19 protein-coding genes are annotated in these 18,895 nt (G+C 69.9%); 11 read left to right on the forward strand and 8 right to left on the reverse strand.

From position 1 onward, the window contains the following. Window positions 1-78: 78 nt before the first annotated feature. On the forward strand, window positions 79-282 hold the full coding sequence (locus ACZ4SA_RS10335) for a hypothetical protein (RefSeq protein WP_356635307.1): 204 nt from the start codon (window positions 79-81) through the stop codon (window positions 280-282). 76 nt (window positions 283-358) lie between these two features. On the opposite strand, the gene ACZ4SA_RS10340 is transcribed toward ACZ4SA_RS10335, so the two are convergent. The 3 genes from ACZ4SA_RS10340 to ACZ4SA_RS10350 all read right to left on the reverse strand — a co-directional run bounded on the left by ACZ4SA_RS10340 (window position 359) and on the right by ACZ4SA_RS10350 (window position 3,016). Beyond that, window positions 359-1,444: a S1C family serine protease gene (locus ACZ4SA_RS10340; RefSeq protein WP_468272037.1), complete on the reverse strand. Its 1,086-nt coding sequence runs from the start codon at window positions 1,442-1,444 to the stop codon at window positions 359-361. 163 nt (window positions 1,445-1,607) lie between these two features. Then, the gene (locus tag ACZ4SA_RS10345) at window positions 1,608-2,405 is read right to left on the reverse strand and encodes a class I SAM-dependent methyltransferase (protein ID WP_468272039.1); all 798 of its coding nucleotides are present in this window, start codon (window positions 2,403-2,405) and stop codon (window positions 1,608-1,610) included. A gap of 11 nt (window positions 2,406-2,416) precedes the next feature. Beyond that, window positions 2,417-3,016: a DUF3043 domain-containing protein gene (locus ACZ4SA_RS10350; protein ID WP_468272042.1), complete on the reverse strand. Its 600-nt coding sequence runs from the start codon at window positions 3,014-3,016 to the stop codon at window positions 2,417-2,419. 271 nt (window positions 3,017-3,287) lie between these two features. On the opposite strand from ACZ4SA_RS10350, the gene ACZ4SA_RS10355 reads away from it, so the two are divergent. The 4 genes from ACZ4SA_RS10355 to ACZ4SA_RS10370 all read left to right on the forward strand — a co-directional run bounded on the left by ACZ4SA_RS10355 (window position 3,288) and on the right by ACZ4SA_RS10370 (window position 6,504). Then, window positions 3,288-4,085, forward strand: a complete 798-nt coding sequence (locus tag ACZ4SA_RS10355) for a PspA/IM30 family protein (RefSeq protein WP_468272045.1) — start codon at window positions 3,288-3,290, stop codon at window positions 4,083-4,085. A 32-nt stretch (window positions 4,086-4,117) separates the two neighbouring features. Beyond that, window positions 4,118-4,414 carry a PspA-associated protein PspAA gene (pspAA, locus tag ACZ4SA_RS10360; protein ID WP_468272047.1) on the forward strand — a complete coding sequence of 99 codons (297 nt, stop codon included), beginning with the start codon at window positions 4,118-4,120 and terminating at the stop codon, window positions 4,412-4,414. Window positions 4,415-4,567: 153 nt separating this feature from the next. After that, window positions 4,568-5,827: a sensor histidine kinase gene (locus ACZ4SA_RS10365; protein WP_468272050.1), complete on the forward strand. Its 1,260-nt coding sequence runs from the start codon at window positions 4,568-4,570 to the stop codon at window positions 5,825-5,827. Continuing rightward, on the forward strand, window positions 5,824-6,504 hold the full coding sequence (locus ACZ4SA_RS10370) for a response regulator (protein WP_468272052.1): 681 nt from the start codon (window positions 5,824-5,826) through the stop codon (window positions 6,502-6,504). The genes ACZ4SA_RS10365 and ACZ4SA_RS10370 overlap by 4 nt, the downstream gene beginning before the upstream one ends. 466 nt (window positions 6,505-6,970) lie before the next feature. On the opposite strand, the gene nadA is transcribed toward ACZ4SA_RS10370, so the two are convergent. Further along, window positions 6,971-8,158 (reverse strand): quinolinate synthase NadA, encoded by a 1,188-nt coding sequence (gene nadA / locus ACZ4SA_RS10375; protein WP_468272055.1) that lies wholly within the window; start codon window positions 8,156-8,158, stop codon window positions 6,971-6,973. 247 nt (window positions 8,159-8,405) lie between these two features. Between nadA and ACZ4SA_RS10380 the strand changes: the two genes are divergently transcribed. Beyond that, window positions 8,406-8,762 carry a HesB/IscA family protein gene (locus ACZ4SA_RS10380; RefSeq protein ID WP_159692765.1) on the forward strand — a complete coding sequence of 119 codons (357 nt, stop codon included), beginning with the start codon at window positions 8,406-8,408 and terminating at the stop codon, window positions 8,760-8,762. Window positions 8,763-8,836: 74 nt separating this feature from the next. Here the strand turns inward: ACZ4SA_RS10380 and ACZ4SA_RS10385 are convergent, their stop codons facing one another. Next, entirely contained in the window at window positions 8,837-10,330 is a 1,494-nt protein-coding gene (locus ACZ4SA_RS10385) for a hypothetical protein (RefSeq protein WP_468272057.1), read from the reverse strand. Window positions 10,331-10,448: 118 nt separating this feature from the next. Next, the gene (locus ACZ4SA_RS10390) at window positions 10,449-10,673 is read right to left on the reverse strand and encodes a hypothetical protein (RefSeq protein ID WP_468272059.1); all 225 of its coding nucleotides are present in this window, start codon (window positions 10,671-10,673) and stop codon (window positions 10,449-10,451) included. Window positions 10,674-10,800: 127 nt separating this feature from the next. On the opposite strand from ACZ4SA_RS10390, the gene ACZ4SA_RS10395 reads away from it, so the two are divergent. Further along, window positions 10,801-11,775 carry a carbohydrate kinase family protein gene (locus ACZ4SA_RS10395; RefSeq protein ID WP_468272061.1) on the forward strand — a complete coding sequence of 325 codons (975 nt, stop codon included), beginning with the start codon at window positions 10,801-10,803 and terminating at the stop codon, window positions 11,773-11,775. Window positions 11,776-12,086: 311 nt separating this feature from the next. Here the strand turns inward: ACZ4SA_RS10395 and ACZ4SA_RS10400 are convergent, their stop codons facing one another. After that, a complete protein-coding gene (locus ACZ4SA_RS10400) occupies window positions 12,087-13,511 on the reverse strand; it encodes an aminotransferase class V-fold PLP-dependent enzyme (RefSeq protein WP_468272064.1) in 1,425 nt (474 codons plus the stop codon). Between the two features lie 272 nt (window positions 13,512-13,783). On the opposite strand from ACZ4SA_RS10400, the gene ctaC reads away from it, so the two are divergent. The 4 genes from ctaC to ACZ4SA_RS10420 all read left to right on the forward strand — a co-directional run bounded on the left by ctaC (window position 13,784) and on the right by ACZ4SA_RS10420 (window position 18,299). After that, on the forward strand, window positions 13,784-14,788 hold the full coding sequence (gene ctaC, locus ACZ4SA_RS10405; protein WP_468272067.1) for an aa3-type cytochrome oxidase subunit II: 1,005 nt from the start codon (window positions 13,784-13,786) through the stop codon (window positions 14,786-14,788). Then, on the forward strand, window positions 14,785-16,524 hold the full coding sequence (gene ctaD / locus ACZ4SA_RS10410; RefSeq protein ID WP_468272070.1) for an aa3-type cytochrome oxidase subunit I: 1,740 nt from the start codon (window positions 14,785-14,787) through the stop codon (window positions 16,522-16,524). The genes ctaC and ctaD overlap by 4 nt, the downstream gene beginning before the upstream one ends. Further along, entirely contained in the window at window positions 16,521-16,919 is a 399-nt protein-coding gene (locus ACZ4SA_RS10415) for a cytochrome c oxidase subunit 4 (RefSeq protein ID WP_468272073.1), read from the forward strand. Before ctaD ends, ACZ4SA_RS10415 begins: the two co-directional genes overlap by 4 nt. A 120-nt stretch (window positions 16,920-17,039) precedes the next feature. Then, window positions 17,040-18,299 carry a L,D-transpeptidase gene (locus ACZ4SA_RS10420; RefSeq protein ID WP_468272075.1) on the forward strand — a complete coding sequence of 420 codons (1,260 nt, stop codon included), beginning with the start codon at window positions 17,040-17,042 and terminating at the stop codon, window positions 18,297-18,299. A 13-nt stretch (window positions 18,300-18,312) separates the two neighbouring features. Here ACZ4SA_RS10420 and ACZ4SA_RS10425 read toward each other — a convergent pair whose 3' ends face one another. Then, entirely contained in the window at window positions 18,313-18,714 is a 402-nt protein-coding gene (locus tag ACZ4SA_RS10425; protein ID WP_468272078.1) for a response regulator transcription factor, read from the reverse strand. Between the last annotated feature and the right edge of the window lie 181 nt (window positions 18,715-18,895).

Here is an 18,895-nt window from a genome sequence, read left to right on the forward strand (position 1 = left end):
TCGCCCCCGGCGGTGCGCGCCCGGCTACGCTGCGGGCAGCAAACTGATCAGCTTGCCCTAGGGACCTGGGAGGCGCACATGGCGTGGACGTGGCGGTTCGAGAAGTCGGACGGTACGGAGGTCCAGCCGGCGGTGGAGCCGGAGGAGTTCACGACGCAGGGCGACGCGGAGTCCTGGATCGGCGAGTACTGGAAGCAGCTCCAGGAGGGCGGCGCGGACCAGGTCGTCCTCTCGGAGGACGGCGCGAAGATCTACGGCCCGATGAGCCTCCACGAGTCCTGACCCTCGGCGCCGGGGGCGCTGCGCCGCGTGGCGCAGCGCCCCCGGTGTGTCTTCGGGCGGCTGGTCACCTTTGGGATCAGATCTCCCCGAGCGTGACCTCGACCGTCCGCTCGCTGCCCGCTCGTTCCACGGTCACGGACACCTTCTCGCCGGGCTGCCGCGATGCCAGCGCCTCCGCCAGGGACGTGATCGTGGTGATCTCCGTGCTGCCGACCCTGGTGATGATGTCTCCCGGCCGCAGGCCCGCCCGCTCCGCCGCGCCGCCCCTCATCACGGAGACCACGGCCACCCCGGCCGGGCGGTAGTCGTCGTCCAGCACGGTACGGCCGGTGATGCCGAGAGCCGCCCGGCCCGAGTCCCGCACGTCGCCGTACTTGATGATCTGGTCGGCGACCTTCTTCACCATCGAGGCGGGGATCGCGAAGCCGATACCCGGCGCCGCGCTGCCCTCGAGGCCGGGGTCGGACGCGGCCAGCGTCGGGATGCCGATGATCTCGCTGCTCAGGTTCACGAGCGCGCCGCCGCTGTTGCCGGGATTGATCGCCGCCGACGTCTGCACCATGTTGCCGAGCGTCACCCCGGTCCCGCCGCCCTCACCGCTTTCGCTCACCGTGCGGCCGACCGCGGAGACGATGCCCTGGGTGACGCTGCTCGACAGGCCGAGCGGGGACCCCATCGCGAGGACGATCTGGCCGACGGCGACCTCGGACGAGCCGCCGAACCGGGCCGCCCGCAGCCCCGGCGGTACCGACCGGAGCTTGATCACGGCGAGGTCCTGCTCGGGAAACGCCGACACCAGGGAGGCGGTCAGCGGCTGCTCACCGGTGGCGACGGTGACCGTGAACTCCATGGCCCGGCCCACCACGTGCGCGTTGGTGACGATGTGGCCCTTGTCGTCGTAGACGATGCCGGAGCCGAGACTCTCCCCGGCCTCGATCTGGACGACGGACGGCAGCACGTTCCTGATGACCGCGCGGTAGTCGTCCTCCAGCTTGCTCGCGGCGACGGGAACGGGGGCGTGTGCCGTCGGCCCGGTGGAGGACGCCGGTGCGGGCCCGGAGACGGGGGAGCAGCCCATCGAGAGGGTGATCACGCAGAGCGCCGCGGTCGCGGGCAGCAGCAGCCGGCGTGCCGGCCGACCGGGGCGGGGGGATGCGTACATGCCCGGAGTATCCCTTTTGCCGTCGCGTCGGTGCCCGCGGTACGCCGCCGATCAGGGGCGCCGACGACGCCCCCTCTCGCGACGCGACCTCGATGTCGAGCACGGTGCCGAGCGCCCTGTCGAGCGGAGTGCAGAACGAGATGCCGACCGAGACGCCGACCGGTCAGTTCCGCCGCACTCCGCACAGGTGCAGCAGCGCCGCCACCCGGCGGTACGGGTCGGTGCGGCCGGCCTTCTCCTCCAGCGCCAGCACGCGCTCCAGCTCCTGAGCGGCCGGGAGCTCGACCTCGTTGCCCACGTTGTCGGTGAAGATACGCACCCCGTACCAGGTGTGCAGCGGCGCGGCGATCCCCGCCAGCGTCGCCGTCAGCGCCTCCAGCCGGTCGGCCCGTACCTTCAGCCCCAGCCGGTTGGTGTAGGTGTCCGTCCCGAAGGCATCCAGCGCCGTCTGCCAGTCGCCGGCCGTCCCCGGCCGGATGGCGAGCGCGTCGCCGTTGCGTACGAGCAGCGAGAGCAGACCGCCGGGTGCCAGCATCCGGGCCAGGCCCGCGAGCAGCGCGTCCGGCTCCTCGACGTACATCAGCACCCCGTGGCACAGCACCACGTCGAAGCTGCCCGGCAGGAAGTGCACGCCGGTGTCCCGGCCGTCACCCTCCACGAGCCGGACCCGCTCCCGGATACCGGCCGGTTCGCCCGCGAGCGCGTCGCGGGCGGCCTTCAGCATCACCGCGTCGGACTCCAGGCCGGTGACCGTGTGACCGGCCCGTGCCAGTCGCAGGGCCTGCTTGCCCTGGCCCATGCCGACATCGAGTACACGCAGCCGCTGGCCGACCGGATAGCGCGCGGTGATCTGCTCCTCGAGCTGACGGGCCACGAGCTCCTGGCGGACGGTGTTGCGCAGCCCGCCCGCACCGGCCAGCCAGTTCGCAGACGCCTCGGCAGTGAAACCGGACGGCTGCAAGGAATCGGTGCTCAGGGCCGCTCTCCGCGTTTGACCTGCGGCTTGGGCAGGCGCAGCCGACGCATCTGGAGCGTACGCATCAGGCCGTAGGCGACGGCGCCGCGCTTCGGCTCGTTCGGGAAGCGCTCCTTGAGCTGCTTCTTGAGCCGGATCACCAGACCGATCGAGTCGACGACGATCAGCACGATGACGCCCAGCCAGAGCAGCAGCGCCACATTCTGCAGCTGCGTGACCCGGACCATGCTGAGGACCAGGATCACCACCGCGAGCGGCAGAAAGAACTCGGCGATGCAGAAGCGGGAGTCGACGAAGTCGCGCACGAAGCGCCGCACCGGGCCCTTGTCACGGGCCGGCAGGTAACGCTCGTCGCCGCTGGCGAGGGCCTCGCGCTGTCTCGCCAGGTCCGCACGGCGGGCCTCGCGCTGGCGCTTCATCGCCTCCTTGCGGTCCAGCGGCGCACCGCTGGAGGCACGGCGGCGCTGGCCCTGTGCCTCACTGCGCTTCGGCGTCGGGCGGCCCTTGGGGGCCTCGGGGTCGCGGGGCTGCTTGGAGAGGTCCGCCGTCACCTTGCCGGTGGGGGCCTTCTCTTCCTTGGAACGGCTACGGAACACAAAACCCAAGGGTACGGGGTGCCGGGCATGGACCCCACCCTTGTGGGGAACGATCCCGCAACGGCGTGCGTCCGTACCGGACAGAACGGGACGCCGTGCACAGCTCCCTGACGGCCATCTACTCCTTGCGCCGGATCAGGGCCGTGCGCAGTCGTCCTTGGGGATGAGCGCATCCGCGTCCGAACAGTGCGGTAATGGATGCAGGGCCCGTACGCTGGGTTCTGTTGGAGTGCTGAAGCCGTAGTCCGTCAGAAGGGGGCGCGCGAAGCCCATGAGCGGTGTCATGAAGCGTATGGGGATGATCTTCCGCGCGAAGGCGAACAAGGCCCTCGACCGGGCCGAGGATCCGCGCGAGACCCTCGATTACTCGTACCAGAAGCAGCTGGAGCTGCTCCAGAAGGTGCGCCGCGGTGTCGCCGATGTGGCGACCTCCCGCAAGCGCCTCGAGCTGCAGCTGAACCAGCTCCAAGGACAGTCCTCCAAGCTCGAGGACCAGGGCCGCAAGGCTCTGGCGCTCGGCCGCGAGGACCTGGCGCGCGAGGCGCTCTCGCGCCGCGCCGCGCTCCAGCAGCAGGTCACCGACCTCGAAACGCAGCACCAGACGCTGCAGGGCGAGGAGGAGAAGCTGACCCTCGCCGCACAGCGGCTGCAGGCGAAGGTCGATGCCTTCCGCACGAAGAAGGAGACCATCAAGGCCACCTACACCGCGGCCCAGGCGCAGACCAGGATCGCGGAGTCGTTCTCCGGCATCTCGGAGGAGATGAGCGATGTCGGCGTCGCGATCCAGCGGGCCGAGGACAAGACCGCCCAGCTCCAGGCGCGGGCCGGCGCGATCGACGAGCTGCTCGCGTCAGGCGCCCTCGACGACCAGTCGGGACTGGCGAAGGACGACATCCAGGCCGAGCTGGACCGCCTCTCCGGAGGTACGGACGTCGAGCTGGAGCTCCAGCGCATGAAGGCGGAACTGGCCGGTGGACCGGCTTCGAAGCAGGCCATCGAAGGCGGCGCCACAGGCGCCGAGGACGCCGCGCAGCAGCAGAGCAGCCCGCACAAGTTCGACAAGCAGTGACAAGCGGTTTCGACCAGCAGTAAGGACTCGTCATGATCGTACGGATCATGGGGGAGGGTCAGCTGGAGGTGGCCGAGAGCCACCTCCCCGAGCTGAACAAGCTCGACGACGAACTGCTCGCGGAGATGGAGAGCGGCGACGGGCCCGGCTTCCGCCGGACCCTGCAGGCGCTGCTCGAGAAGGTCCGCGCTCTCGGTGAGCCGCTGCCCGACGCTTCCCTGGAACCGTCCGGCCTGATCCTCCCTGCCGAGGAGGCGACGCTGGAGGAGGTCCGGGAACTCCTCGGCGACGACGGTCTGATCCCGGCGCCGGACGCGCCCACGGCCTGACGCGCCCGGCACTTCAGCACGGCACGGGGGCAAGCCCCCGGACCCCGTACGGCGCTTCGTGCCGCGCGGTCGTCCGAGGGCGGAGCCCGCGGTTCCGGAAAGCGGCGGGGTGGGGGGCAGCCCCGCGCGGCAGCCACCGCTCACGCCGTAACGTTGCCCGACGTGACCTCACTCGCCGCCCGCTACGACCGCACCCGCCGCTGGCTGCGCGAGCACCCCCTCGCGTTCGACGGCGCCCTGGCCGTCGCCGCGTTGATCGCCATGGTCGCCGGCTCGTTCGCCGAGCCCAACGGCCCGCACGGCCCCACCTTCGGTACCCGCAGCCCCGACCTGCGCAGCATCGTTCTGATAGTGGTCGCCGCCGCCGCGCTCGTCTTCCGCCGCCGCGATCCGATGGTCGTGCTCATGGTCACCGGCGCGCTGTCCGTCGTCGAGCTCGTCGCGGGCGACCCGGCCGCACCCGTCGCGATGAGCGCCGTCATCGCCCTGTTCACCGTCGCCGCCCGTACCGACCGTCCCACCACCTGGCGGGTCGGTCTGCTGACGATGGCGGTGCTGACGGGCTCCGCGATGTTCTTCGGCTCGAGCCCCTGGTACACGCAGGAGAACCTGGGCATCTTCGCCTGGACCGGTATGGCCGCCGCCGCGGGCGACGCCGTGCGCAGCCGCCGCGCCTTCGTCGACGCCATCAGGGAGCGGGCCGAGCGCGCCGAACGGACCCGTGAGGAGGAAGCAGGGCGCCGGGTCGCGGAGGAGCGGCTGCGGATCGCCCGCGATCTGCACGACGTCGTCGCGCACCACATCGCGCTCGTCAACGTCCAGGCCGGAGTCGCCGCGCATGTCATGGACAAGCGGCCCGACCAGGCCAAGGAGGCCCTCGCCCACGTACGGGAGGCCAGCCGCTCCGCGCTGAACGAGCTGCGCGCCACGGTCGGGCTGCTGCGCCAGTCGGGAGACCCCGAGGCGCCCACCGAACCGGCCCCCGGACTCGCCGTCCTCGACGAACTGGTCACCACCTTCCGGCACGCCGGCCTCCCCGTCGAGGTCGCCCTTGCCGACGACTCCGCGATGCCGTCCGCCGCCGTCGACCTCGCCGCGTACCGGATCATCCAGGAGGCGCTGACCAATGTGCAGAAGCACGCGGGCCCGGAGGCCAGGGCCGAGGTGAGCGTGGTGCGGGTGGGCTCGAGGCTGGAGGTCACTGTCATCGACAACGGTCCCGTCGTCGATGACGGTCCGGTCGACGCCGCCGCCCCCTCGGACGGCGGCGGCCACGGCCTGATCGGCATGCGCGAACGCGTGATCGCGCTCGGCGGCACCCTCACCGCGGGCCCCCGCTACGGAGGCGGCTTCCGGGTGCAGGCGATACTGCCGCTGGAGGCGCGGAGTGCCCGCGCGGGAGAGGACACATGACGATCCGGGTGCTGCTCGCCGACGATCAGACTCTGCTGCGCAGCGCCTTCAGGGTCCTCGTGGACTCCGAGCCGGACATGGAGGTGGTCGGCGAGGCGGCGGACGGCGCCCAGGCCGTCGCGCTGACCCGCTCCGAGCGGGCCGATGTGGTGCTGATGGACATCCGGATGCCCGGCACGGACGGGCTCGCCGCCACTCGGATGATCAGCGCGGACCCCGAGCTGTCACACGTACGGGTTGTCATGCTGACCACCTTCGAGGTGGACGAGTACGTCGTGCAGTCGCTGCGGGCCGGTGCCTCCGGCTTCCTCGGCAAGGGCGCCGAGCCGGACGAGCTGCTCAGTGCCATCCGTATCGCCGCTGCGGGCGAGGCACTGCTGTCGCCGGCGGCGACGAAGGGACTGATCGCCACGTTCCTCGCGCAGGGCGGGGGCACGCAGGACGACCGCGAGCCGTACTCCGAGCGGCTGTCGGCGCTCACCGTGCGCGAGCGCGAGGTGCTGGTCCTGGTGGCCGGCGGGCACTCCAACGACGAGATCGCGGAACGGCTCGAGGTCAGCCCCCTCACGGTCAAGACCCATGTGAACCGCGCGATGGCCAAGCTCGGCGCCCGCGACCGCGCTCAGCTGGTGGTCACCGCGTACGAGTCGGGGCTGGTACGTCCAAGGGCGGAGTGAGTCCGGGCGAGCGGTACTCCGGCTGCGGTATGTGCGGCATAAGGAACGGGACCTGCGGTCTACGGATCGCCCCCCTCCGCGTGGCCGAAGGTGTAGGGGTGGGCACCTGACTCTGCCCGTCCCCGTGCACGCCACAGAAGAGAGACGTCAGCCCGTCCGGCGTTCGAGGCACGGGGTTCGGGGCGGAGCCCCGAGCGGACCGGCAAGTTCACGTCCCGCCGACGGATTCCCACACGGCCGCCAGGCCGTAGCGGGAGGTCTAGTGCTGTGACCGGCAAGGTTCACCGGCTCGCGACGCCCGGCACGGCACCTCGCTGCGTTGTCGCATCACCCAAGTACATCCAGTACGCGGGAGATCCTCCGCCTTGCGATGCACCGCACCGGACGCCGCGAGCTTTCCGGCAAACCTTTCCGGTCACAGCACCAGGCGCGAGGTCCCGGGGGGCAGCGCCCCCCGGGACAGGGGCTACGGCAGCGCCAGCATCCGCTCGAGTGCCAGCTTCGCGAAGCTCTCCGTCTCCCTGTCGACCTGGATGCGGTTGACGAGGTTCCCCTCGGCCAGCGACTCCAGCGTCCACACCAGGTGCGGCAGGTCGATGCGGTTCATCGTCGAGCAGAAGCAGACCGTCTTGTCGAGGAAGACGATCTCCTTGCCCTCTTCCGCGAAACGATTCGCCAGGCGACGGACCAGGTTGAGCTCCGTGCCGATCGCCCACTTCGAGCCGGCCGGGGCCGCCTCCAGCGTCTTGATGATGTACTCGGTCGAGCCCACGTAGTCCGCGGCGGCGACGACCTCGTGCTTGCACTCCGGGTGCACCAGCACGTTCACGCCCGGGATGCGCTCGCGCACGTCGTTGACCGAGTCCAGCGAGAACCGGCCGTGCACCGAGCAGTGGCCGCGCCACAGGATCATCTTGGCCGAGCGCAGCTCCTCGGCCGTCAGGCCGCCGTTCGGCTTGTGGGGGTTGTAGAGGACGCAGTCCTCGAGGGACATCCCCATGTCGCGGACGGCGGTGTTGCGGCCCAGGTGCTGGTCCGGCAGGAAGAGCACCTTCTCACCCTGCTCGAAGGCCCAGTCCAGTGCGCGCTTCGCGTTCGACGACGTACAGATCGTGCCGCCGTGTTTGCCGGTGAAGGCCTTGATGTCGGCGGAGGAGTTCATGTACGAGACGGGCACGACCTGATCGGCGATGCCGGCCTCCGTGAGTACGTCCCAGCACTCCGCGACCTGCTCGGCCGTGGCCATGTCGGCCATGGAGCAGCCGGCCGCCAGGTCGGGCAGGACGACCTGCTGGTCGTCGGAGGTCAGGATGTCCGCCGATTCGGCCATGAAGTGCACACCGCAGAAGACGATGTACTCGGCCTCCGGCCGGGCGGCGGCGTCCTTCGCCAGCTTGAACGAGTCGCCGGTGACGTCGGCGAACTGGATGACCTCGTCACGCTGGTAGTGGTGGCCCAGGACGAAGACCTTCTCGCCGAGCTTCTCCTTCGCCGCGCGGGCACGCTCCACAAGGTCCGGGTCGGACGGCGACGGCAGGTCGCCGGGGCACTCCACTCCGCGCTCGCTCCGCGGGTCGGCCTCCCGGCCGAGCAGCAGCAGGGCGAGCGGCGTCGGCGACACGTCGAACTCGGGGCTGGTTTGGGCGGTGGTCACGTCACGCACCCTTTCTTCGTCTGGCAGAGACCTTCTCGTCTATTTGACGCTATCTATCATAACCGCTTCACGTCACTTTGACGACGGCCATAGCGTCTATGTGACGCACCCCCTGTCGACAGGTCGGTGCCTGTCGGCGGCCCGGTGTGCGAGCATGAAGAGGAGAGACGAGCCGGTCCGGAATGAATCCGCGGCCACACCGGTTGCACCGTCGGCAAGCAGTCCGCACAACCCGGGAGAGAAGCAGATGTCCGTATCGGACGAGACCACCACCGTGAGCGACGGCATCCTCCTGTCCGACGCCGCCGCGGCCAAGGTCAAGGCCCTGCTGGACCAGGAAGGCCGGGAAGACCTGGCCCTGCGCGTCGCGGTTCAGCCCGGTGGCTGCTCCGGCCTGCGTTACCAGCTGTTCTTCGACGAGCGCTCGCTCGACGGCGACGTCGTCAAGGACTTCGACGGCGTCAAGGTCGTCACCGACCGCATGAGCGCCCCGTACCTGGGCGGCGCCTCGATCGACTTCGTCGACACCATCGAGAAGCAGGGCTTCACCATCGACAACCCGAACGCCACGGGTTCCTGCGCCTGCGGCGACTCCTTCAGCTAGGAGTCCTGCTGCTTACGCCGAAGGCGGCGATCCCGACCCGGGACCGCCGCCTTCGGCGTGTGTCAGGGCACTCGCTATCCCTTGCGCGGCAGCGCCTTGCCGGTGCCCGCGTCGACGACCTTGCGGTCGTCCAGCGGCCTGTCGAGCGTCACGGATTCCGTCAGTTCCTTGGCCAGCATGATGCAGACCCGCTTCGGGTCCGGATTCGTCTCGACGATCCGCACCTTCACCGTGTCGCCGCTCTCGGTCGCCTTCGCCTCGTAGGTGCTGCACACGCCGCCCCAGAACGTGACCTTCAGCGTCCGGCCGTCCACGCTGTACGAGATCTGGGCGGGCCCCGACTGCCCGTCGGCCGGGTCGGCCGGGTCGGCCGGGTCGGTCGGGGCGACGTCCTTCATCGGCGGCTCCGCGCTCTTGACGAACCGCTCCTCCACCGCCGGGTGCGTCACGGTGAATGGCTGGTTCCCGTCCTTGGCCTTCACCTCGAACAGCCAGGAGGGCACCAGCGCCTGCCGCCCGTCCACGTACTGCGCCGCGAGTCCGAAGACGGCCTTGCCGATCGTCAGGCGCTCCGGCTCGGCCGGGGAGCTCTCCGGCTCGCAGGGCGCGTCCGGCTTGATCTCGCCGTCCAGCTTGATCTCGCCGTCCGGCTGGTCGCCGTGCGGGACGGGAGTCGCGCATCCGCCGATGCCGGCGCGGCCGGTGCCCTTGCCCGCCTCGTTCAGCTGCCGTACCGCCTCGTCGGCGGAGATCACGGGATATGTGTCGCCCTTCGTGGGCTTCTTCAGCTGGCCGCTGCCGCCGACGACGGTTCCATCGGCCCCGACCTGGACGCCGGTCGTCCAGCCGTACGTCGGCAGGCCGCTGACGACGGGGTTCGCGTTCACCACCCGTACCGCGCCCATCAGCTGGCCGGCGGTCAGCTTCGCGTCACCCTGACCCACCGCCTCGAGCACCGGGGCGGCGGCTTTCCTGGCCTCGGCCTCGCTGACGGGCGGACCGGGCTCGCCCCCACCGCCCGAGGGGCAGGACTTGCCCTTGAGACAGTTGTCGCCGCCGGGCGCCGGCCCGAACCGCGCGAACGTCCAGGTGCCCGGAGCGTCCTTGTTGACCTGCAGCATCGGCCCCTGGCCGTCCTTGGTTGGCCCGATCTTCCAGGCCGACCCCTCGAGCTGCGGGGTGCCCTGCACGCCGAGCGCCTTGGCCAGACGGGTCACCTCGTCCTGCGTGACCGCCCCCGCCGCCCGGTGCACGGCCGCACGGCCGGGTCCCTCCGGCAGGTCGCCCTCGGCGCGGTAGACGACGCCGCCACCGGTCGGGTCGGGCTCGCCCGGGGCGATACCCCGCTCGGTTCCGGGTCCGCCGAGATCCAGGGCGAGCATCGGCGGCTGCTTTCCGCCTCCGGGCGCGCCGCTTCCGGCGTCACCCGCGCCGTTCCCGCTGAAGCCTGAGGTCGCGAAGTACGCACCGCCACCGCCGGCCACCAGCACCGCGGCCGCCACCGAGGCGACGACAAGCGGGGAACGCCGATGGCGGGGACTGTCATGCGTGTTCTCGGTGCTGCTCACCGCATCGCTCCTTGTCTCGTGCCTCCTGCTGCGGAGGACACGGGTGGGACGGAGCGGGGGAGCGCGTGGTTCCCTTCGCCTCTTCCCCGGCGTCAGTGGCCGGCGGCTGTGGCCGGCGTCAGTCGCCGTAGTCGGACATCGCGTCCACCAGCCGCGCGGAGGCGGGAGGTACCACGACGCCGTGGATGAGGGACGGGTGCACGGGCGCGGGCGCCGCTGCCGCCGGTACGACCCAGTGTGGAGCCATCCTGGCGCAGTCGCCGCGAAGCAGGGCCAGGCTCATCTCGGATTCCCGCGGATCCGGCTGCTTGCGCGGCTCGAACGCGGCAACGTGCTTCCTCATAGGCGCACCGTATGCACCGGGGAGTCCAGGAAAAAGCCCTACTATCGGGTAGTTTCCGCGCGTGGGCACCGGGCAGGACCCGGTAGCGTGAAGTGACACTGCCACCCCGCCTCAGGAGCGCCTCACCGTGCGTATCGCAGTCACCGGCTCCATCGCCACCGACCACCTCATGACTTTCCCCGGCCGATTCGCCGACCAGCTGGTCGCGGACCAGCTGCACACGGTCTCCCTCTCCTTCCTGGTCGACACGCTCGATGTGCGCAGGGGCGGAGTCGGGGCGAACATCTGCTTCGGCATGGGTCAGCTGGGCACCGGTCCGATCCTGGTCGGCGCGGCGGGCTCGGACTTCGACGAGTACCGGGCCTGGCTCGACCGCCACGGTGTGGACACGGCCTCCGTCCGTATCTCCGAGGTACTGCACACCGCCCGTTTCGTGTGCACCACCGACGCCGACCACAACCAGATCGGTTCCTTCTACACCGGCGCGATGAGCGAGGCCCGCCAGATCGAGCTGAAGGCGGTCGCGGACCGTGTCGGCGGCCTCGAGCTCGTCCTGATCGGCGCGGACGACCCCGAGGCGATGCTCCGCCACACGGAGGAGTGCCGCTCGCGCGGCATTCCGTTCGCCGCGGACTTCTCGCAGCAGATCGCCCGGATGAGCGGCGACGAGATCCGGATACTGCTGGACGGCGCGGCGTACCTCTTCTCCAACGAGTACGAGAAGGGCCTCATCGAGTCGAAGACCGGCTGGACCGACGAGGAGATCCTCGGCAAGGTCGGCCACCGCGTCACCACGCTCGGCTCGCGCGGCGTCCGCATCGAGGCCTCGGGCGAGGACCCGATCGAGGTCGGCTGCCCGGAGGAGGACGCCAAGGTCGACCCGACCGGCGTCGGCGACGCCTTCCGCGCCGGCTTCCTCTCCGGCCTCTCGTGGGGCGTGGGCATGGAGCGTGCGGCGCAGGTGGGCTGCATGGTGGCGACGCTGGTGATCGAGACGCTGGGCACGCAGGAGTACACCCTGCGGCGCGCCCACTTCATGGACCGCTTCACCAAGGCCTACGGCGACGACGCGGCCTCAGAGGTCCGCGAGCACCTGTCCTGACGCAGCGCGCGCGGCGGGGCGCGGCCGCGCCCCGCCCCGGGAGGGCGGACGGTCGCGCCCCGTCCGTGGCGCGACCGTCCGCCCTCCCCCGCCTGGCGGCCGTGGGGCGACCCCGCTTCCCGAACCGGGGCAAGCCCCGGCCCGTGCTGCGCTTCGCGTGAAGTCCTCCCCCCTACGCCACTGGGCGTAGGGGGGAGTCCCCCCGGACGGGCTGGATTTCGCTCCGCGAAATCAGCCTCGCCGGCGTATGAGGCGTGGGGTTCGGGGCGGCGCCCCGGCGGGACGGGCAAGTTCAAGCCCGCCGCCAGGCGTCACCGCACCCGTCGGACCACGTACGCCACCCCCACCTCGGCGTCCCGTTCCCCCACGTACTCCTGCCCCCGCATCGCGCACCACGCCGGGATGTCCAGGCGTGCCGCCTCGTCGTCGGAGAGCACCGTCACCGTGCCGCCGACCGGGACGTCGTCGATGACCTTCGCCAGCTCGATCACCGGGATCGGGCACCGGCGGCCCAGCGCGTCGACCACGAGGGACCCGGCGGACGGCTCCGGCGCGCCCGGCCCCTCGGCGCAGGACCCCGACGGCGACGCCGCCCCCGCAGGCCCAGCCGGCGCGCCGAGCCGCTCGCGTACCTGGCGGACCACCCCCGGAAGCACGTCCAGGAAGGCGTCCACGTCCGCCTCCGACGTGCCGAGCGGCAGGGAGACCCGTACGTTTCCCTCGGACAGCACCCCCATCGCCCGCAGCACATGGCTCGGGATCAGCGTGCTGCTCGTGCACGACGAGCCGGAGGACACGGAGAAGCCCGCCCGGTCCAGCTCGTGCAGAAGGGTCTCTCCGTCGACATAGAGACACGAGAACGTCACCACGTTCGGCAGCCGCCGTACCGGATCGCCCACGACCTCCACATCGGGTACCAGTTCCGGCACACGCCCGCGGATCCGGTCGACCAGTGCCCGGAGCCGCGCCGCCTCGTCCGCCGCCTCGGCGCGTACGGCACGAAGGGAGGCCGCCGCCGCCACGATCGCCGGAAGGTTCTGGAAGCCGGGCGACCTCCCGGACTCCCGCTCGTCGGTGGGGCCTTGCGGGGCGAACCGGACACCCTTGCGTACGGCGAGCAGCCCGACCCCCGCCGGCCCGCCCCACTTGTGCGCGCTCGCCGTGAGCAGCGACCAGTGCCCGTCCACCGGCCCCCAGGCCAGGGACTGTGCCGCGTCCACGAGGAGCGGCACGTCCACGGCCCGACACGCCTCCGCCACCTCGCGCACCGGCTGCTCGGTGCCGACCTCGTGGTTGGCGGACTGCAGGCAGGCCAGCGCGGTGGTGTCGTCGAGCTCGGCGGCGTATGCCTCGGGGGCCACCGTCCCGTGCCGGTCCACGCCGACCTCGGTCACCGAGCCGCCGGCCGCCTCCCAGGAGGCTGCCGCGTGCAGCACGGCCGAGTGCTCGACCGCGGAGACGACAAGACGGCGGCCGACGCGCCGACGGCCCGCGAGGGCTCCGGAGATTCCCGAGTGGATCGCGTGCGTACCCGAAGGAGTGAAGAAGAGCTCGTCGGGGCGGCATCCCACGGCCTCCGCCGCGGCCTCCCTCGCGGCGTCGAGAAGCAGCCGGGCGCGCCGCCCCTCGCGGTGGAGCCGGGCGGGGTCGGCCCAGCCCTCGTCGAGGGAAGCCTGCAGGGCCTGGCGGGCTACGGGGTGCAGGGGAGCGGAGGAAGCAGCGTCGAAGTAGGGCACGTCGTCACGCTAACCCCGGTCAGGAGAGGGAGCGTCAGTTGCCTGCCGGAAGCGGGCATTCCGGGGCGCTCCTCACGTCCACCGAAGGGCCCAGCCACCCCTTCGGGGTGTCGGGCGGCGCGTTGGGCACCCTCCCCGCGCGACCCCAAATAGCGTCCAGTAGGGTTTGGTCCGCATAAACATCCAAACCCCTGCCCGCGTCAGGGCCGGCGACCGACCAGCGAGACGGCCGCAGCCGGCCGCGCGGGCCGAGACTCTCGGGAAGGCGCTACGTGAGTCCCAACGGCTCCGACCTCCCCCACCGCCTGAAGGGCGGGGGCGGTACCCCCATGTCGCGGCGCCCGATGCGGCGGAAGCTGCCGCAGGTGCTGACTGCGGGCCTGATCCTGGCTACCGCCTCCGGTTGCTCATACAACTGGGAGGATTTCCCCCGCCTTGGTATGCCAACCCCCGTCACGGAGGAGGCGCCTCGGATCCTCTCCCTCTGGCAGGGCTCGTGGGCGGCTGCGCTCGCCACGGGCGTGCTGGTGTGGGGTCTGATCCTGTGGAGCGTCTTCTTCCACCGGCGCACGCGCACCAAGGTCGAAATCCCTCCGCAGACCCGGTACAACATGCCCATCGAGGCGCTGTACACCGTGGTCCCGATCATCATCGTCTCGGTGTTCTTCTACTTCACCGCACGTGATGAGTCGAAGCTCCTCGCTCTCTCCGACAAGCCGGCCCACACGGTCAACGTCGTCGGTTACCAGTGGAGCTGGGGCTTCAACTACCTCGAGGACGTGGACGGGGACCCGGCGACCGGTGACGCGGCCGCGAACAAGGAACTGAACGCGATTCCGGACGCGTACAGCAACGACTTCCCCGCGGGTGCGGAGGGTGTCTACGACGCCGGTATCCCTGGCACCCGGAACCCCCAGACCGGCAACCCGGGGCCCACGCTCTGGCTGCCCAAGGGGGAGAAGGTCCGGTTCATCCTGACCTCCCGTGACGTCATCCACTCCTTCTGGGTGGTCCCCTTCCTGTTCAAGCAGGACGTCATCCCCGGCCACACCAACGTGTTCGAGGTGACCCCGAAGGACGAGGGGACCTTCCTGGGCAAGTGCGCCGAGCTCTGCGGCGTCGACCACTCCCGGATGCTCTTCAATGTCAAGGTCGTCTCCCCGGAGCGCTACCAGCAGCACCTGAAGGAGCTTGCCGAGAAGGGGCAGACCGGCTTCATCCCGTCGGGCATTGAGCAGACGGACCCGGCCAGGAATGCGGAGAAGAACCAACTGTGAGCATCCTCAACGAACCCCAGGGTGCCGCCGCGGCAGATGAAGACTCGTACGAGAACGAGCTGCCGGTCAGGCGCAAGCAGCCCGGCAATGTCGTCGTGAAGTGGCTGACGACCACCGACCACAAGACGATCGGCACGCTGTACCTCGTCACGTCGTTCTTCTTCTTCTGCATCGGTGGCCTGATGGCGCTCTTCATGCGCGCCGAACTGGCCCGGCCGGGCACGCAGATCATGTCGAACGAGCAGTTCAACCAGGCGTTCACGATGCACGGCACGATCATGCTGCTGATGTTCGCGACGCCGCTGTTCGCCGGCTTCGCGAACTGGATCATGCCGCTGCAGATCGGCGCGCCGGACGTGGCCTTCCCGCGTCTGAACATGTTCGCGTACTGGCTGTACCTCTTCGGCTCGCTGATCGCGGTGGCCGGCTTCCTCACCCCGCAGGGTGCGGCCGACTTCGGCTGGTTCGCCTACTCCCCGCTGTCGGACGCCGTCCGCTCGCCGGGTGTCGGCGCCGACATGTGGATCATGGGTCTGGCCTTCTCCGGCTTCGGCACGATCCTCGGCTCGGTCAACTTCATCACCACGATCATCTGCATGCGCGCTCCCGGCATGACGATGTTCCGGATGCCGATCTTCACCTGGAACGTGCTGCTGACCGGTGTGCTGGTCCTGCTCGCCTTCCCGGTCCTGGCGGCCGCGCTGTTCGCCCTGGAGGCGGACCGAAAGTTCGGGGCGCACGTCTTCGACGCGTCCAACGGCGGCGCGCTGCTGTGGCAGCACCTCTTCTGGTTCTTCGGCCATCCAGAGGTGTACATCATCGCCCTGCCGTTCTTCGGCATCGTCTCGGAGATCATTCCGGTCTTCTCCCGCAAGCCGATGTTCGGATACATCGGCCTGATCGGTGCGACGATCGCGATCGCGGGTCTGTCCGTGACGGTCTGGGCGCACCACATGTACGTCACAGGCGGTGTGCTGCTGCCGTTCTTCTCCTTCATGACGTTCCTGATCGCCGTGCCGACGGGCGTGAAGTTCTTCAACTGGATCGGAACGATGTGGAAGGGCTCGTTGTCCTTCGAGACACCGATGCTCTGGACGGTGGGCTTCCTCGTCACCTTCACCTTCGGTGGCCTGACGGGCGTCATCCTGGCCTCACCGCCGCTGGACTTCCACGTCTCGGACTCGTACTTCGTCGTCGCGCACTTCCACTACGTCGTCTTCGGCACCGTGGTGTTCGCGATGTTCGCCGGATTCCACTACTGGTGGCCGAAGTTCACGGGCAAGATGCTGGACGAGCGGCTCGGCAAGATCACCTTCTGGACGCTGTTCATCGGCTTCCACGGCACGTTCCTGGTGCAGCACTGGCTGGGCGCAGAGGGCATGCCGCGTCGTTACGCGGACTACCTCGCGGCCGACGGCTTCACCGCGCTGAACACCATCTCGACGATCGCCTCGTTCCTGCTGGGCCTGTCGATCCTCCCCTTCATGTACAACGTCTGGAAGACGGCGAAGTACGGCAAGAAGATCGAGGTCGACGACCCCTGGGGCTACGGCCGTTCGCTCGAGTGGGCCACGTCCTGCCCGCCGCCGCGGCACAACTTCCTCACCCTGCCCCGCATCCGCAGTGAATCCCCGGCGTTCGACCTCCACCACCCGGAGATCGCCGCCATGGAGGAGCTCGAGAACCACGGGCAGAAGGACACCGCGCTGTTCGGTGGCAAGGAGGCCGGCAAGTGAAGATCCAGGGCAAGATGTTCCTCTGGCTGGGCGTCTTCATCCTCGCCGTCGCCATCCTGTACGGCGTCTGGTCGAAGGAGCCGGCCGGTACCACCGCGCTCTTCCTGGCCTTCGGTCTGAGCGTCATGATCGGCTACTACCTGGCCTTCACGGCCAGGCGGGTGGACGCCATGGCGCAGGACGACAAGGAAGCCGACGTGGCCGACGAGGCCGGCGAGGTGGGGTTCTTCTCCCCGCACAGCTGGCAGCCGCTCTCGCTGGGAATCGGCGGTGCGCTCGCCTTCCTCGGCGTGGCGATCGGGTGGTGGCTGCTGTACTTCTCGCTGCCGCTGATCCTGGTCGGCCTTTTCGGCTGGGTCTTCGAGTACTACCGCGGTGAGAGCCAGAACCAGTAGTACCGCCTGAGCGGACCACGGGACGGGCCCGGATCACCTCACTCCAGTGAGGTGATCCGGGCCCACTCGTTTGCAGTCATCCGGCGCGCCGCGGCTGACAACCGTTCATAGCGTGTGGTTATGAACCAGACGCCTCGCATGCGCGCTTTTGTCAGCTGCACCGTGCTGGTCGTGACCCTCGGGGTGGTCGCGACCGCGTGCGGCGAACCGGACAGGCATCCGCTGTCCGCGGCCCCGTACGACGCGGGACAGCAGGTGAGCCTCAACGCCGAGCCGGGCAGCTCGAAGGTGGATCCCGACAAGCCCCTCGAGGTCACCTCGAAGGGCGACGACGGCCGCCTCACGGATGTCACCGTCATAGACGACGCCGGCCACTACCTGGCCGGCGAACTCGCCGCGGACGGCGTCCGCTGGCGCTCCACCGCCCCCCTTTCCGCCGGCGCCAAATACACCGTAAGGGTCTCCACGGAGGACGACGACGGCGCGCCGGGCCTGCGCACGCTGGTCTTCGAGACGGCGCCCGCGAAGAGGTTCCTGACCGCCGAGTTCGGCCCGCAGGCGGGCACGTACGGCGTGGCGCAGCCCATCACCGCGAAACTCAGCCTCGCCGTCACCGACGGCAAGGGCAGGGCGGTCGTCGAACGCGCCCTGAAGGTCACGTCGAAGCCCGTCGTGGAAGGTGCCTGGTACTGGGTCGACGACAAGACCCTGCACTACCGGCCCAAGGAGTACTGGCCCACCGGCGCGGTCGTGAACGCCACGAGCAACCTCCACGGCGTCAAGGTCGCGGGCAAGCTCTACGGCGGCCGTTCCAAGCCGCTCAAGCTCACCATCGGTGACCACGTGGAAGCCGTCACGGACGCCGCGTCGCACACCATGACGGTCATGAAAAACGGCGAAGTGATCAAGACCATGCCGGTGACCACCGGCAAGCCCGGCTTCGAAACCCGCAACGGCATCAAGGTCGTGCTGGGCAAGGAGTACTTCGTCCGGATGCGCAGCACCAGCATCGGCATAGCCGCGGGCAGTTCCGAGTCGTACGACCTGCCCGTCTACTACGCGACACGCATCACCTGGAGCGGTGAGTACGTGCACGCGGCGCCGTGGTCCGTCGGCTCGCAGGGCTACGCGAACGTCAGCCACGGCTGCACCGGAATGTCCATGGCCAACGCCAAGTGGTTCTACGAGACCGTTCGTCCGGGTGACATCGTCAAGGTCATAAACAGCTACGGCAACATGATGGACACGTTCGGGAACGGCTTCGGCGAGTGGAACGTGTCCTGGGACAAATGGCGCAAGGGCAGCGCTCTGGTGCCGGGCTCGGAGGCCTCGAACGGCCACGTCACCGCCGTCTCGGCCCGTCTGCGTCCGGCCGTCTGACCGGCCCGTCGCGTCAGGCTTCGATGGACAGCCGGCGGCGCAGCAGCGAGGCGAGGGAGGCGGCGAACTCCACCGGCTCCACCGGCAGCGTCACCGCGGCCTCCGCGCGGCTCCAGGTGGCCAGCCAGGCGTCCTGCGGGCGGCCGATCAGCAGCAGGACGGGCGGGCAGTCGAAGATCTCGTCCTTGATCTGCCGGCACACGCCCATGCCGCCCGCCGGAACCGTCTCCCCGTCCAGCACGCACACATCGATGCCGCCCTCGTCCAGGGCCTTGAGAACGGCGGGCAGCGTCGCGCACTCCACGATGCGCACGGGAGGAACATCCGCGGCGGGCCTGCGGCCGGTCGCCAGCCCGACCTGCTCGCGGGTGTTCGCGTCGTCGCTGTAGACAAGGACCGTGGCGCTCGACTGCATTGTTCCTCCGCACTCGTTCGATCAGGCTTGTCTGCCGGATGCTACTCCGTCCCACTGCCTGTCAGCACCGGTTCGGACAGGGCTTCGATGGGCCGTTCGGGCCCGCTCGGGAGACCCGTTGAGGGTGGGAACACTCCGAACGGCACCCCCCGGAGTGAGGGCGGGATAAGCGACCGACATA

This window comes from Streptomyces sp. NPDC027962, assembly GCF_055566095.1.

What these genes read in the sequence shown, in the direction of transcription:
- ACZ4SA_RS10335 (WP_356635307.1), top strand. Translation starts at nt 79, where the DNA reads ATGGCGTGGACGTGGCGGTTCGAGAAGTCGGACGGTACGGAGGTCCAG.
- ACZ4SA_RS10380 (WP_159692765.1), top strand. Translation starts at nt 8,406, where the DNA reads ATGTCCGTATCGGACGAGACCACCACCGTGAGCGACGGCATCCTCCTG.
- ACZ4SA_RS10420 (WP_468272075.1), top strand. Translation starts at nt 17,040, where the DNA reads ATGAACCAGACGCCTCGCATGCGCGCTTTTGTCAGCTGCACCGTGCTG.
- pspAA (WP_468272047.1), top strand. Translation starts at nt 4,118, where the DNA reads ATGATCGTACGGATCATGGGGGAGGGTCAGCTGGAGGTGGCCGAGAGC.
- ACZ4SA_RS10370 (WP_468272052.1), top strand. Translation starts at nt 5,824, where the DNA reads ATGACGATCCGGGTGCTGCTCGCCGACGATCAGACTCTGCTGCGCAGC.
- ACZ4SA_RS10390 (WP_468272059.1), bottom strand. Translation starts at nt 10,673, where the DNA reads ATGAGGAAGCACGTTGCCGCGTTCGAGCCGCGCAAGCAGCCGGATCCG.
- ACZ4SA_RS10425 (WP_468272078.1), bottom strand. Translation starts at nt 18,714, where the DNA reads ATGCAGTCGAGCGCCACGGTCCTTGTCTACAGCGACGACGCGAACACC.
- ACZ4SA_RS10340 (WP_468272037.1), bottom strand. Translation starts at nt 1,444, where the DNA reads ATGTACGCATCCCCCCGCCCCGGTCGGCCGGCACGCCGGCTGCTGCTG.
- ACZ4SA_RS10355 (WP_468272045.1), top strand. Translation starts at nt 3,288, where the DNA reads ATGAGCGGTGTCATGAAGCGTATGGGGATGATCTTCCGCGCGAAGGCG.